This is a genomic window from Streptomyces sp. NPDC030995 (genome assembly GCF_055571215.1).
Window position 1 is genome coordinate 69,543 of sequence record NZ_JBVIFS010000009.1, and the last position, 13,321, is coordinate 82,863.

11 protein-coding genes are annotated in these 13,321 nt (G+C 71.9%); 2 read left to right on the forward strand and 9 right to left on the reverse strand.

Annotated features, from left to right (window positions below):
• The 4 genes from ACZ45T_RS16390 to mce form a co-directional block, all read right to left on the reverse strand.
• Entirely contained in the window at window positions 1–993 is a 993-nt protein-coding gene (locus ACZ45T_RS16390) for an ABC transporter ATP-binding protein (RefSeq protein WP_468441693.1), read from the reverse strand.
• 108 nt (window positions 994–1,101) lie between these two features.
• Complete coding sequence (locus ACZ45T_RS16395; protein WP_360888535.1) at window positions 1,102–2,040, reverse strand: coiled-coil domain-containing protein; 939 nt, start codon at window positions 2,038–2,040, stop codon at window positions 1,102–1,104.
• Window positions 2,041–2,234: 194 nt separating this feature from the next.
• Window positions 2,235–6,758, reverse strand: coding sequence for a polarized growth protein Scy (gene scy, locus ACZ45T_RS16400; RefSeq protein WP_468441695.1), 4,524 nt, complete (start codon window positions 6,756–6,758; stop codon window positions 2,235–2,237).
• A gap of 182 nt (window positions 6,759–6,940) precedes the next feature.
• Window positions 6,941–7,369 carry a methylmalonyl-CoA epimerase gene (gene mce / locus ACZ45T_RS16405; RefSeq protein ID WP_229336428.1) on the reverse strand — a complete coding sequence of 143 codons (429 nt, stop codon included), beginning with the start codon at window positions 7,367–7,369 and terminating at the stop codon, window positions 6,941–6,943.
• Window positions 7,370–7,504: 135 nt separating this feature from the next.
• Here mce and ACZ45T_RS16410 point away from each other — a divergent pair, with 135 nt between their 5' ends.
• Together ACZ45T_RS16410 and meaB are read left to right on the forward strand one after the other, a co-directional pair.
• The gene (locus tag ACZ45T_RS16410; RefSeq protein ID WP_468441697.1) at window positions 7,505–8,713 is read left to right on the forward strand and encodes an acetyl-CoA C-acetyltransferase; all 1,209 of its coding nucleotides are present in this window, start codon (window positions 7,505–7,507) and stop codon (window positions 8,711–8,713) included.
• Between the two features lie 43 nt (window positions 8,714–8,756).
• Entirely contained in the window at window positions 8,757–9,719 is a 963-nt protein-coding gene (gene meaB / locus ACZ45T_RS16415; RefSeq protein WP_468441699.1) for a methylmalonyl Co-A mutase-associated GTPase MeaB, read from the forward strand.
• A gap of 128 nt (window positions 9,720–9,847) precedes the next feature.
• On the opposite strand, the gene ACZ45T_RS16420 is transcribed toward meaB, so the two are convergent.
• The 5 genes from ACZ45T_RS16420 to ACZ45T_RS16440 form a co-directional block, all read right to left on the reverse strand.
• Window positions 9,848–10,390 carry a PepSY domain-containing protein gene (locus tag ACZ45T_RS16420; RefSeq protein WP_468441701.1) on the reverse strand — a complete coding sequence of 181 codons (543 nt, stop codon included), beginning with the start codon at window positions 10,388–10,390 and terminating at the stop codon, window positions 9,848–9,850.
• Between the two features lie 119 nt (window positions 10,391–10,509).
• Window positions 10,510–10,986: a MarR family winged helix-turn-helix transcriptional regulator gene (locus ACZ45T_RS16425; RefSeq protein ID WP_468441981.1), complete on the reverse strand. Its 477-nt coding sequence runs from the start codon at window positions 10,984–10,986 to the stop codon at window positions 10,510–10,512.
• Between the two features lie 64 nt (window positions 10,987–11,050).
• Window positions 11,051–11,854, reverse strand: coding sequence for an AIM24 family protein (locus tag ACZ45T_RS16430; protein ID WP_468441983.1), 804 nt, complete (start codon window positions 11,852–11,854; stop codon window positions 11,051–11,053).
• Between the two features lie 11 nt (window positions 11,855–11,865).
• Window positions 11,866–12,516, reverse strand: a complete 651-nt coding sequence (locus ACZ45T_RS16435) for an AIM24 family protein (protein WP_360888546.1) — start codon at window positions 12,514–12,516, stop codon at window positions 11,866–11,868.
• A complete protein-coding gene (locus ACZ45T_RS16440; protein WP_328927704.1) occupies window positions 12,516–13,154 on the reverse strand; it encodes an AIM24 family protein in 639 nt (212 codons plus the stop codon). The genes ACZ45T_RS16435 and ACZ45T_RS16440 overlap by 1 nt, the downstream gene beginning before the upstream one ends.
• Between the last annotated feature and the right edge of the window lie 167 nt (window positions 13,155–13,321).

Here is a 13,321-nt window from a genome sequence, read left to right on the forward strand (position 1 = left end):
TCACGCACCGCCCTTGCGCGTCGCCTCGTAGCCGGCGCCCCAGACCGGGACCTCCGCGGCCTTGCCCGCGGGCACGGACTCGCCCGGCGCGTGGGCGTGGTACTCGACGGAGTCCGCCGTCATGCGCATGAACGCCTCCTCCAGCGAGGCCCGCTGCGGACTGAGTTCGTGCAGCACGATCCGGTACCGGGCGGCCAGCTCGCCGAGCTGCTGCGCGCTCACGCCGTCGATCTCCAGCGTTCCGGTGGCGGGGACGCTGACGGCGTCGATCCCGGCATCGTGCAGGACGTCCTTGAGCCGTTCCTGCTGCGGCGAGCGCATCCGGACGTAACTGCGGGAGTTCTGGTGGATGAAATCGGCCATCGACAGGTCCGCCAGCAGCCTGCCCTGTCCGATGACCACCAAATGGTCTGCGGTCAGCGCCATTTCGCTCATCAGGTGGGAGGAGACGAAGATCGTCCTTCCCTCCACGGCCAACCTCTTCATGAGATTGCGGATCCAGAGAATTCCCTCCGGATCCAGACCATTGACGGGTTCGTCGAACATCAGGATTTCCGGATCGCCCAGCAGTGCGGAGGCGATTCCCAGCCGTTGTCCCATGCCCAGCGAAAATCCTTTGGACTTCTTCTTCGCCACCGCGGTCAGTCCGACCAGGTCCAACACCTCGGAGACGCGGCGCTCCGGGATCCGGTTCGACCGGGCCAGGCAGAGAAGGTTGTTGTATGCACTTCGGCCACCGTGCATGGCCTTCGCGTCCAGCAGCGCCCCGATGTACTTCAGCGGCTCCGGCAGGTCCCGGTAGTGCTTCCCGTCGATCCGGACCGTACCGCTGGTCGGGTTGTCGAGATCGAGCATCATCCGCATGGTCGTGGACTTCCCCGCCCCGTTGGGGCCGAGGAACCCGGTCACCACCCCCGGCCTGACCTGGAAGCTGAGGTGGTCCACGGCGGTCGTGGCGCCGAATCGCTTGGTGAGGGCCTCAAGCTCGATCATGCGGCAACGCTAGAACGCCCGAGGGCCCTACGCCACCTCAAAAAGTGACATAGGGCCCTCGATCAGGCAAAGCGGGAGCTTGCGCGCCAAGCGGGCAAGCGGCTCGTACTAGCGGCTCTGCTGCGCCGGTACGCCGCGGGTGACCGGCTCGTCGTCGACGATCGGGTTGGCCGCCGCGACGGCCGCGCCGGTGAGCGTGGCCAGCATCTCGCGGACGTTGGTCAGCTGCGCGTTGATCGAGTCGCGGCGGTTGGTGAGCGCCGCCAGCTCGCGCTCGGACTCGCTGCGGATACGGTCCGCCTTGGCGTTGGCGTCGGCCACGATGTCCTCGGCCTGGCGCTGCGCGGTCTCCACCGTCTGGCGGGCCCGGCGCTCCGCGTCCGTACGCAGCTTCTCGGCCTCCAGGCGCAGCTGCTCGGCGCGGTGCTCGATCTCCGCGAGGCGCTTCTCGGCCTTGGCCTGACGCGAGGCCAGGTCGCGCTCCGACTGCTCGCGGCGCTTGGCCAGGTTGGTCTCGAAGTCCGCGGCGGCCTGGGCGGCCTTGGCGCGGGTCTCCTCGAACAGCGCGTCGGCCTCCTCGCGCTTGGAGGCCGCGTCCTTCTGGGCCTCGGCGCGCAGGGTGGAGGCGTCGCCCTTGGCCTTCTCGACGATGCGGACGCCCTCGTCCTCGGCCTTCGACTTGCGGTCGGCGGCGAACGACTCGGCGTCGTTGCGCACCTGCTGGGCGGCCGACTCGGCGAGCTCACGGTGCTGCTCGGCCGCGCGACGGGCCTCCTCGCGCAGGTCCTTCGCCTCCTCCTCGGCCAGCCGCAGGATCTTCTCGACCCGGGCGCCGAGGCCGGCGTACGACGGCTCGGCGTCGTTCACCTGGGCCTGGGCGTTCTGCGTTTCGAGGTGCAGCTCCTCGATCCGCTTTTCCAGAGAGTTGATACGTCCAAGGGCGCTGTCGCGGTCGGAGACCAGCTTGGTAATGCGGTCGTCCACCTGACCGCGGTCGTAACCGCGCCGCACGAGCTCGAAGCCGAAGGGGGAGGAAGGGTCGCTCATGGGGTTCCTGTCGAATGAGACCGATGAGGTACTGCGTGAGGTGTTAGGGGAATCCTAGGCGCCCGGGCGGCGTGTCTTCGAGTCAATCCGCGATTGATCTGGACAATGACACCCCTTTTGAGTGGCAAGGCGACAGAATGCTTGTCACTCGTTCGCCTGAACCTCCATCAGGAGCACACATCCCGGTGCGCCGACTAGCCCTCCGACGCCTTGCCACCCGAACGAGTGGAACCCGCTGCCGCGCCCGCCTTTGCACCCCCCGCGCCCTGGCCGCCGACCGTGGGCTTTCCGCCGCCCGAAGGTGCCTCGAATGATTCCAACGCCTCAAGAACGTCCTGGACACGGGAGATCTCCCCCTGAATGTCCTGCCGCCTGCGGACCAGGACCTCCAGCTCGCGGCGGCCCTCCTCGACGAGGCGTTCCGCCTCCGCCTTGGCCTCCGCGAGGGCCTTCTCGGCCTCCCGGGCCAGCTCCGCCTTCTTCTGCTCGGCCTCCTTCAGGAGCGCCTCCGCCTTGCGCACCGCGGCGATGCGGACCTTGCTCGCCTCGCTGCTCGCGTCCGACACCAGCTCCTTGGCCTTCGCCTCGGCCTCGACGCTCTGCTCGGTCGCCGCCCGCACCAGCTTGTCCACGCGTTCGCCGGCCGACTTCATCTGCTCGGCCGACTCCCGGCGGGCCCGCTCGTGCAGCTCCTCGACCTCGCCCTCGACGCGGCCGCGCAGCTCCTCCGCCCGCTCCCTTATGGCCGCCGCGTCCGAGCGCGCGCCGACCAGCAGCTCGTCCGCGTCCGTACGGGCCTTCTCCACCAGGGAGTTGCCCTCGATGGTCGCCTCCGAGGTGATCCGCGCCGCCTCCTTGCGGGCCGCGTCGACCATCGCGTCGGCCTGCTCCTCGGCCGCCGTGGTGGAGGCCAGGGCCTGCTTCTGCGCATCGGCGGTGAGCTTCTCGGCTTCCGCCGAGGCCTCGGTGATGAGCCGGTCGACCTGCTCCGCGGCCTCGCTGCGGCGCTTGTTGGCCTCCTCGCGGGCCTCGTCCAGCAGCCGCTCGGACTCCGTGCGGGCCTCGCCGCGGATGCGCTCCGCCGCGGTCGCCGCCTCCGCCTTGACCCGCTCGGCCTCCGACCGGGTGCGGGTGGCGTGCTCCTGCGCCGAGGACAGCGCCTCCGACGCCTCCGCGCGCAGCCGCTCGGCCTCGCCCGCGGCCTCGCCGACCGTGCGCTCGTTCGCCTTGCGGGTCTCGATCGTGAGCCGGTCCGCTTCCGCGGCGGCCTCGGCGGTGAGCTTCTCGGCCTCTGCCGAGGCCTCGGTGATGAGCCGGTCGACCTGCTCCGCGGCCTCGCTGCGGCGCTTGTTGGCCTCCTCGCGGGCCTCGTCCAGCGTCCTCGCGGACTCCTGCTCGGCGCTCGCCAGGGTCTCGTTCGCCGCGGCCGTGACACGCTCCGCCTCCGCGGTGGCCTCGCCGATGATCCGGCCGCCCTCCGCCCGGGCGTCCTCCAGTACCTGCGCGGCCTCCGTACGCAGCCGCTCGGCCTCCGCCGCGGCCTCGCCGACCGTGGCCTCGTTGGCCGCGCGGGTCTCGTCGACCAGCCGGTCGCCCTCGGTGCGGGCGTCGACCAGGACGCGCGCCGCGTCCCGCTCGGCCGCGACCAGCGTCTCGGCCGCCTGCGCCGTGAGCCGCTCCGCCTTCGCGCGCAGCGCCTCCGCGGCCGCCTCGGCCTCGCCGACCGTGGCGGCGTTCGCGGCCAGGGTCTCCTCGGTGAGGCGCTCGGCCTCCGCCGCGGCCTCGCTGACGAGCCGGTCGGCCTGCTCGGCGGCCTCGGTGCGCAGCCGGTTGCCCTCGGCGCGCGCCTCGTCCAGCGTGCCGGCGGCCTCGGCGCGGGTGGCCTCCGCGGCCTCCTCCGCCTCGGCGGCCAGCCGTTCGGCCTCCGCCGTCGCCTCGGCGGCGATCCGGGCGCCCTCGGCGCGGGACGCCTCCAGGGACTCCGCCGCCTCGCCGCGGATGCGGTTCGCGTCGTCACGGGCATCGGCCCGGGTACGGGCCGCGTCCCGCTCGGCCGAAGCCAGCGCGTCCGTGGCCTCCGTACGCACCCGCTGCGCGTACTCGGCGGTGTCGCTGCGCAGCTGCTCCGCCTCGGCGATCGCGTCGCCGACCGTCCGCTCCGCCAGTGCCTTCGCCGCGTCCGTCTCCGCGCGCGCCTCGCTGCGGATCCGGTTGGCGTCCTCGGTGGCCCGCTCCCGCTCCGCGTAGGCGTCGGAGCGGACCCGTCCGGCCTCTTCCTCGGCCTCCGTCTTCGTACGCTCCGCCGCGTGCTCGGCGGCGCTGCGCAGTCCGGCGATCTCCTCCTCGGCCTGCTCGTGCAGCCCGGCCACGGAGTCCCGTACCTGCTGGGCGGTGGTCTCCGCCGCCGACACCAGCTCCGACGCGCGCCGTTCGGCCTCCTCGGTCAGGCGGGCCGCCTCGGCCTGCGCCTCCTCCGAGCGGCGGCGGGCCGCGGCCAGCAGCTCCTCGCTCTGCTCGCGGGCCTGCGCCCGCTCCTGCTCGGCGTCCGTACGGGCCGACGCCAGGGTCTCCTCGGACTCCCGGCGACGCCGGGCCGCCTCCTCCTGGGCGGCGGCCAGCGCCTCCGCGGCTTCCTCGGCGACCCGCTCGGCCGCGGCCTTCGCCTCGGCGCGCAACCGGTCCGCGGTCTCCTGCGCCTCGGAGCGCACCCGCTCCGCCTCGGCCTCGGCCTCGCCGCGCAGCCGTACGGAGACCTGCTCGGCCTCCGCGCGCACCCGGCCGGCGTCCTGAGCCGCTTCGGTGCGCAGCTGGTCGGCCTCCGCCTCCGACTGCGACTGCAGGGTGCGGATCCGCTCCGCCGACTCGGCGCGCAGCCGGTCGGTCTCCTCCGTGGTCTCCCGGCGGATGTTCTCCGACGCCGCGCGGGCGTCGCGCAGGGTCTGCTCGGCCGTGGTCAGCCGGCTCTCGGCGTCCGTGTGGAGTCGTACGAGCTCCTCGTCGGCCTCGGCGCGCTTGGCGGCCAGGGCCTGCTCGGTCTCCGCGCGCCGCGCGAGGGCCGCCGCGTCCGCCTCGGCCCGTACGGCCTCGGCCTGCTCCTCGGCCTCGGCGCGCAGCCGCTCGGCCTCGGCGCGGGTGCGCTCCAGGGTCTCCTCGGCCTGCTTGCGCAGCGTGCCGGCCCGCTCGACGGCCTCGGCGCGGACCCGCTCGCTCTCGGCGGTCGCCCCGCCGCGCAGCTCGTCCGCGTCCGCCTTGGCCTTGCCGAGCAGTTCCTCGGCGGTCCGGGCCGCCTCCTCGATCTGCTGGACCGCCTCGCGGCGGGCCTCGCCGCGGATCCGCTCGCCCTCGGCGACGGCCTCCGCGCGCAGCTGCTCGGCCTCGCCGCGCAGCCGCCGGGCCTCCTCCTGGAGCTCGACCGTGCGGGCCCGGTACTCCTCGGTGTCGTCCTTCGCGGCGCCCTTGAGCTCGTCCGCCGTGGCCGCCGCCTGGAGGCGCAGCCGGTCGGCCTCGGTCTCGGCCTCGCGGCGGATCCGCTCGGCCTCCTCGGACGCGGCCCGGGTGGTGGCCCGGGCGTCCTCCGAGGCCTTGTTCAGCACGTCCTCGGCGGTGCGGGCCGCCTTCGCCAGCTGGGCCGCCATGTCCTCGGCCGCGGCCGTACGGGCGTGCTCGCCGGCCTCGGTGCGCAGCCGCTCGGCCTCCGCCCGGGCGTCGGCCAGGGCCTGCTCGGCCTCGGCCTTGAGGGCGTCGACCTCCTTGGTGGCCTCGCCGACCAGGCGGGCGACCTGCTCCTTGGCGGTACGGGTGCGCTGCTCGTTGACGGACTCCGCCGACGCGAGCTGGCGGGCCGCGCTCTCCTTGGCCTCGGCGAGCACCTTCTCGGCCTCGGCCCGGGCCTCGCGCAGCGCGGACTCGGCCTCCTGCACGCGGGACTCGGCCACCCGGCCGAGATCCATGGTCTGCTGGCGGGTCTGCTCGGCCTCGGCGGAGGTGGTGGAGCGCAGCCGCGCCGCGTGCTCGCTGGCCTCCTGGGCCTGCGCGGAGGCGGCGGTCAGCAGCCGCTCGGCCTCCTTGCGGGCGCGCAGCAGGGTGGCCTCGGTCTCCGCGCGGGCGGCCTCGGCGTCGGCGGCCATCCGGCGCCGGGTCTCCTCGGCGACCCGGGCGGCCTCGGCGCGGGCGGCGTTCAGGGACTGCTCGGCCTCGGCGCGGGACTCCTCCATGAGCCGGCGCGCCTGGGACTCCGTACGGGCGCGCAACTGCTCGGCCCAGGCCACGTTCTCGTTGACGTGCGCCTCGACGGTCTGGCGGCGCTCGTTGAGCTCCTGGTCCAGGCGCTGGCGGCGGTTGACGGCCTCGGCGTGCAGCTCGGCCTGGAGGCGCGACTGGTGCTCGGCGTGCTCCTGGAGGATGCGCTGGGTCTGCGCCCGGGCGTCGCGCAGCTCGCGCTCGGCGTCGGAGCGCATCTGGTCGGCCTGGATCTGGGCATTGCGAAGCAGCTGCTCCGCCTGGTACCCCATGTCCGCGCCGTCGTAGGCGGGCCGGGACGCCAGACTGCGGCGTACCTCGTGGAGCTTGGCGCGCAGCACCTCGACCTGGTACCCCAGGTCTTCAGCGTGCTGGACGGCCTTCCCGCGCTCCTTCTTCAGCCGCTCCATCTCGGCCTCGAAGCGCGAGAGATGGTCGGCCTCGGCCTGATGGCTCTCCTGGCTTTCGTAGCCCCGCACAGCGCGGTCCCATCCGTCCCCTGGTCGCAAGCTCATTCCCAAATGAGCATCGCTCGCCCGCTGAACGACGCCCCCGGGGGAATGGTGTCAGATACCGGGGCAGGGGTCACAGGCCCCGACCCCGTCTCCGCACCGAACCCCGGCCGAGCCATGGCCACTCTACCGGCCGGGGAATGGCGACATCAGTGGTCGGGGTTGGAGGTGACGAGCTCGGTGAGGACTCCGTGGCAGTCCTTGGGGTGCAGGAAGGTGATCGAGGAGCCCATCGAGCCGGTGCGGGGCTGGTCGTAGAGGACGCGGACGCCCTTGCCGCGGATGGCCTCCGAGTCTCCCTGGACGTCCTCGGTGCCGAAGGCGATGTGGTGGACTCCCTCGCCGTTCTTGGCCAGCCACTTGCCCACCGCGGAGTCCTCCCGGGTGGGCTCCAGGAGCTGGAGGTAGGAGGCGCCGCCGTCGGACGTCTCGTTGATCTTCAACATGGCCTCGCGGACGCCCTGCTCCTCGTTGACCTCGGTGTGGAAGACCTCGAACCCGTACGTGGCACGGTAGAACTCGACGGTCTTGTCCAGGTCGAAGCAGGCGATCCCGATGTGGTCGATCCTTGTCAGCATGGGACCAGTGCACTGCCGAAGAGGGTGGTTACGCAACGTGCCAGCGATCACACCGGCAGCCCGGTGACGGCGCGGGTACCGCTCAGTACATTCATGTAAACCCTCGTTCACTCCTCATCCAAGGGGCTGTGCCTCATGTCCGGATCGAACAACACCACTTCCGTGATCGTCGCCGGGGCCCGCACGCCCATGGGGCGGCTGCTCGGCTCGCTCAAGTCCTTCTCGGGTGCCGACCTCGGCGGCTTCGCCATCAAGTCCGCGCTGGACCGGGCCGGGATCTCCGGCGACCAGGTGCAGTACGTGATCATGGGCCAGGTGCTCCAGGCCGGCGCGGGTCAGATCCCCGCCCGCCAGGCGGCGGTCAAGGGCGGCATCCCGATGAACGTCCCCGCCCTCACCATCAACAAGGTGTGCCTCTCGGGCTTGGACGCCATCGCGCTGGCCGACCAGCTGATCCGCGCCGGTGAGTTCGACATCGTGGTCGCGGGCGGTCAGGAGTCCATGACCAACGCCCCGCACCTGCTGCCGAAGTCCCGTGAGGGCTTCAAGTACGGCGCCATCGAGATGCTCGACGCGATGGCCTACGACGGCCTCACGGACGCCTTCGAGAACATCGCGATGGGCGAGTCCACCGAGAAGCACAACACCCGCCTCGGCATCGAGCGCGCCCCGCAGGACGAGTTCGCCGCCACCTCGCACCAGCGGGCCGCGGCCGCCCAGAAGAACGGCGTCTTCGAGGCCGAGATCACCCCGGTCGAGATCCCGCAGCGCAAGGGCGAGCCGGTCGTCTTCTCGCAGGACGAGGGCATCCGCCCGGAGACCACGGCGGAGTCCCTGGGCAAGCTGCGCCCCGCCTTCGCCAAGGACGGCACGATCACCGCCGGCACCTCCTCCCAGATCAGCGACGGCGCGGCCGCCGTGGTCGTGATGAGCAAGGCGAAGGCCGAGGAGCTCGGCCTGGAGTGGATCGCCGAGATCGGCGCCCACGGCAACGTGGCCGGCCCCGACAACTCCCTCCAGTCGCAGCCGTCCAACGCGATCCTGCACGCCCTGAAGAAGGAGGGCCTGGAGGTCTCCGACCTGGACCTCATCGAGATCAACGAGGCCTTCGCGGCGGTCGCCGTGCAGTCAATGAAGGACCTCGGCGTGACCCCGGAAAAGGTGAACGTCAACGGCGGCGCCATTGCCCTGGGGCACCCGATCGGCATGTCCGGCGCCCGCGTGGTGCTGCACCTGGCGCTGGAGCTGGCGCGCCGCGGCGGCGGGGTCGGCGCGGCCGCGCTGTGCGGCGGCGGTGGCCAGGGCGACGCGCTGATCGTGCGCGTGCCCGGCGCCAAGGCCTGACAGCACCTCCGTACCGTACGAGAACCCGAGGAGCGCAGCACGTATGACGGCGGTGGACGTCCCCCAGCTGGTGGAGCAGGCACGTGAGGGCCGGCCGAGAGCGGTGGCCCGGCTGATCTCGCTGGTGGAGGGGGCGTCCCCGCAGTTGCGCGAGGTGATGGCGGCGCTGGCCCCGCTCACGGGCAACGCGTACGTGGTGGGGCTGACGGGGTCGCCGGGCGTCGGCAAGTCGACGTCGACCTCGGCGCTCGTGTCCGCCTACCGCAAGGCCGGGAAGCGGGTCGGCGTCCTCGCCGTCGACCCGTCCTCGCCCTTCTCGGGCGGGGCGCTGCTCGGCGACCGGGTGCGGATGTCGGACCACGCCTCGGACCCGGGCGTCTACATCCGGTCCATGGCCACCCGGGGGCACCTGGGCGGGCTGGCGTGGGCCGCCCCGCAGGCGATCCGCGTGCTGGACGCGGCCGGCTGCGACGTGATCCTGGTCGAGACGGTCGGGGTCGGGCAGTCCGAGGTGGAGATCGCCTCGCAGGCCGACACCTCCGTGGTGCTGCTGGCCCCCGGGATGGGCGACGGGATCCAGGCCGCGAAGGCGGGGATCCTGGAGATCGGCGACGTGTACGTGGTCAACAAGGCGGACCGGGACGGCGCGGACGCGACCGCCCGGGAGCTGAACCACATGCTCGGGCTGGGGGAGGCGCGGGGCCGGGAGGACTGGCGGCCGCCGATCGTGAAGACGGTCGCGGCGCGGGGCCAGGGCATCGACGAGCTGGTCGAGGCGCTGGAGAAGCACCGGGCCTGGATGGACGAGCGGGGCGTGCGGGCCGAGCGGCGGGCGGCGCGGGCGGCGCGGGAAGTGGAGACCATCGCCGTGACGGCGCTGCGGGCGCGGATGGCCGATCTGCACGGGGACGCGCATCTTGATGCGCTGGCCGCCAGGGTTGCCGTGGGCGAGCTGGATCCGTACGCGGCGGCCGACGCGTTGCTCTTGACGCTGACGGAGGGCTGAGGCGGGGGGCGCGGGGGCGGGTGCGGCGCCGTTGCCGGGGGCGCTGCCCCCGGACCCCCGCGCCTCAAACGCCGGCGAGGCTGAAAGAGCGCCTCAAACGCCGGCGAGGCTGGTTGTGGGGCGGGGAATCAGTAGTTCTCGTCCGAGTCGGTCGGCGCGGTGACCTTGGCCGTGGCGGGGTCCACGTGGCCGTTCCAGGTCTTTCCGTCGGCTGCCTTGACCTCGACGTTCCAGTACTTGGCGCCGCCGTCGTCGTCCCAGCTGACCGACTGGACCTCACCGGGGTGGGTGACCACGGCCGCCTTGATCGCCTGTTGGGCGGTGACCTTGGCTTCGAGCAGCTCCTCGTACTCGGTGCTGTCCTCGCTCTCCCGGTTCCGCTCGGTGACCGCGCCGCTCGCGGCGACCTCCAGCTCGGCGTGCCCCTTGCCGTCCTTGCTGATCACGTCCACGTGCCAGATGTCGCCGTCCTTGTCGAGTCCCTCGACCACACCCGGGTACTGCTTCAGGGCGGCCTCGGCGGCGGCTTCGGCCGTCACGCCGGCGGGGACGGCGGTGGCCGCGGAGACGGTTCTGGCCGTGTCGGCGGTTGCCGCCGAGGCGGCTGCCACCGGGCCTCCCGCCATCAGGACGACGGCCGCGGCCGCGGAGATGTACACGTTGCGCTTCATGGCTTGGACCTCCTCAGGCCGGCCATGGCGCTTACGGTTGCGCGGCGGCGGCCGGCAGCGGGCGGATACTGCCCATTGTCCGGCCGACCGCCGTGCGGGGCGCGTCGAGCGCCCGGAGCTCAGCCCTTGCCGCGGTTGCCGCGCAGGTGCTCGGCCACCGGGGTCAGGGAGGAGCGCAGCGCCGCCAGGGCCTCCGGCGGCAGCAGGTCGATGAAGTGCTGACGCACGGACGCCACGTGGTGCGGGGCGACCTTGCGCATCGTCTCCATGCCTTCGTCCGTGAGCACCGCGTACAGGCCGCGGCGGTCGGACTCGCAGTTCACCCGGCGGACCAGGCCCGCCGTCTCCATGCGCGTGATCTGGTGCGACAGCCGGCTCTTGGACTGCAGGGTGGCGGTCGCGAGATCGCTCATCCGCATCCGGTGGTCCGGCGACTCCGAGAGGTTCACGAGGATCTCGTAGTCGTTGTTGGTGAGTCCGAAGGGCTGGAGATCCTTTTCCAGCTGGTGCATCAGCAGTCTGCTGACGTCCAGGTGGGTGCGCCAGGCGCACTGCTCGGCGTCGGTCAGCCAGCGCGTGGCCGTCTCGGTCTCCATGGTCTCCATGAATGAACTCTACCTAAGAAGTTGAATTACGTACAAAAATCGGATGGTCTGAGGATTACAGTCCGAAGCGTCGCTGGAGATCACCCAGCTGCCCCGGCATCCGCGGTACGCCCAGCTGCCCCAGGGGACCCTGGCCGGCCCCCGGAACGCCCTGGGCGTTCCCCGTGGCCGCGCCGGCTCCGACGGCTCCGACGTTCTGCTCCGCCATCAGCATCTCCGAGGACTGCAGCAGCACCGTGCCCGCGCCGACGAACTCGAACTGGTGCTCCTCGCCCGAGGCGCCGCCGATGCCCGTCAGCGAGCGCAGTCCGCCCATCACGCCCGACATGTAGCCGTGGTCGTAGTGGTGGCACGGCGAAGGGCAGTCCGCCCAGCCCACCAGCGCCTGGGGGTCCACGCGCAGCGGCGGCTCCATGAACACCACCGGACCGTTGGACGCCGCCACGAACTTCCCGGTTCCGATCAGCGTCAGGAACCCCGGGACGATCGACTGCTTCAGGGCCAGGGAGGGCTGGTACGCGAGTAGGTTGCCTGACCGGATCGTCAGGTTCCCGTTGTCCAGGTCGTACGAGTTCACGTCGAAGGCCCGGTCGGCCAGCAGCATCTTGCCCTGGCCCTCGGCCACCACCCAGTCGCTGGCGTGCAGCGGCGAGTGGAAGCTGGTGCGCAGCAGGCGGTCGAAGCGCCCGTTGCCGATGCCGTTGAACTCGATGTGCCCGTAGTACGAGATCATCTTGCCCTTCTGCAGGAACCACTGGCTCCCCTTGAGCTCCACGCAGAAGGTGTAGGCGTTCACGTTGTCGTCGGAGGGCAGCGTGTACGGGTCGAAGACCGTCGGGCCGCCGGGTCCGCCGGTCACAGGGCCAAAGTTCACAGCTTCTCCTCCGAGGCCTGTACGTACACCGCGCCCTGGCCGGACAGCTCCAGCTGGAACGCCTCGCCGGAGCCGCGCCCCACCATGTCCCGCCAGCCGAGCGCGGTCGAGAGCTTGTTGCGGACGTCGCCGTGGTGGGCCACGTACGCCTGCGGGTCCACGTGGACCGGCCGCTGGGGGGTGATGGGGAGCTCGATGACTCCGCCGTGGGCCATCACGGCGACCGAGCCGTGACCCTTGAGCGTGGTGGTGAACAGGCCCTGGCCCGTCACCTGGCCGCGGACCATGCCCATGACCCCGCCCTGGGAGCCCATGAACATCGTGCCCTGCTGGAGGGTGCCGTCGAAGGCGAGCAGTCGGTCGGCCTCGACGTAGAGGGTCTCGCCGGTCAGGTTGATCACCTGGATGTGGTGGCCGCCGTGGCCGAACATCACCGTGCCGCTGCCCTCGACCGTCATCAGCGGGGTCTGCTCGTTCGCCACGCGGCGGCCGATCATGCCCATCACCCCGCCCTGACCGCCGGTCAGGCTCGGGGTGAAGGAGACCTCGCCGCGGTACGCGAGCATCGCGCCGCGCTGGCTGTACATCTTCTGACCCGGGATCACCTGGGCCTCGACCATCTTCGAGTTGATCTCGCGGAACGGCATCAGATGTCGCCCCCGATGGTGTTGCGCTCGCTGGGCTGCACGTACACCAGGCCCTCGCCCTCGAAGCGGATCTGGAACGACTCGCCCGAGCCCTCGCCGATCAGCGTGCGGAAGTTCACGCCCGACTGGAAGGACTGCTGGAGGTTGCCCGTGTGCGCGATGTACGCCCCCGGGTCGACGGAGAGCGGGTACTGGGCGCTCACGCGCAGCACCACCGCCGGGCCGTCGGACATGATCGCCGCCTGCCCCGAGCCCTCGACGGTCGTGGTGAACAGGCCGTTGCCCGTCGTCGCACCACGCAGACCGGTGAAGGTGGTGCCGGTCCGCAGACCGGCGTCGGTGCACAGCAGGTTGCTGGACTCGACGTAGAGCTTCTCGCCGCGCAGATCGACCAGATTGATCTCACTTGCGCGGTCGGCGAAGAAGCAGGTGCCGTGCCCCTGCACTTCCATCACCGTCATCTGTTCGCCGGTCAACCGGCGGGTCACCATGCCGCGGAGGCCTTCGCCGCCGCCGGTCATCTTCTTGAAGGCCATCTGCCCGTCGTACGCGACCATGGAGCCGTTCTTCGCTTTCACGGCGTCCCCGGTCAGGTCGACGGCCAGCACCTTGCTGCCTTGGAGTCGGAACTGAGCCACGGGATGACGTTATCGGCAGCGGGCGAGCCCGAACAGGGCCCGGTGGCCGATATATGCCACACGCGGTCGATATGGGGACGCCGGGCCGGCGTGATCCGGGCCCGCGGCGGACGGGGTGACCGGGGTGGGCGGACGGGAGAGGGGACGGGAGAGGGGACGGGAGAGGG

Excerpts from the sequence above, each read along its gene's own strand:
- ACZ45T_RS16390 (WP_468441693.1), bottom strand. The coding sequence starts at position 993 with ATGATCGAGCTTGAGGCCCTCACCAAGCGATTCGGCGCCACGACCGCC.
- ACZ45T_RS16435 (WP_360888546.1), bottom strand. The coding sequence starts at position 12,516 with ATGCCGTTCCGCGAGATCAACTCGAAGATGGTCGAGGCCCAGGTGATC.
- meaB (WP_468441699.1), top strand. The coding sequence starts at position 8,757 with ATGACGGCGGTGGACGTCCCCCAGCTGGTGGAGCAGGCACGTGAGGGC.
- ACZ45T_RS16410 (WP_468441697.1), top strand. The coding sequence starts at position 7,505 with ATGTCCGGATCGAACAACACCACTTCCGTGATCGTCGCCGGGGCCCGC.
- ACZ45T_RS16420 (WP_468441701.1), bottom strand. The coding sequence starts at position 10,390 with ATGAAGCGCAACGTGTACATCTCCGCGGCCGCGGCCGTCGTCCTGATG.
- mce (WP_229336428.1), bottom strand. The coding sequence starts at position 7,369 with ATGCTGACAAGGATCGACCACATCGGGATCGCCTGCTTCGACCTGGAC.
- ACZ45T_RS16395 (WP_360888535.1), bottom strand. The coding sequence starts at position 2,040 with ATGAGCGACCCTTCCTCCCCCTTCGGCTTCGAGCTCGTGCGGCGCGGT.
- ACZ45T_RS16425 (WP_468441981.1), bottom strand. The coding sequence starts at position 10,986 with ATGGAGACCGAGACGGCCACGCGCTGGCTGACCGACGCCGAGCAGTGC.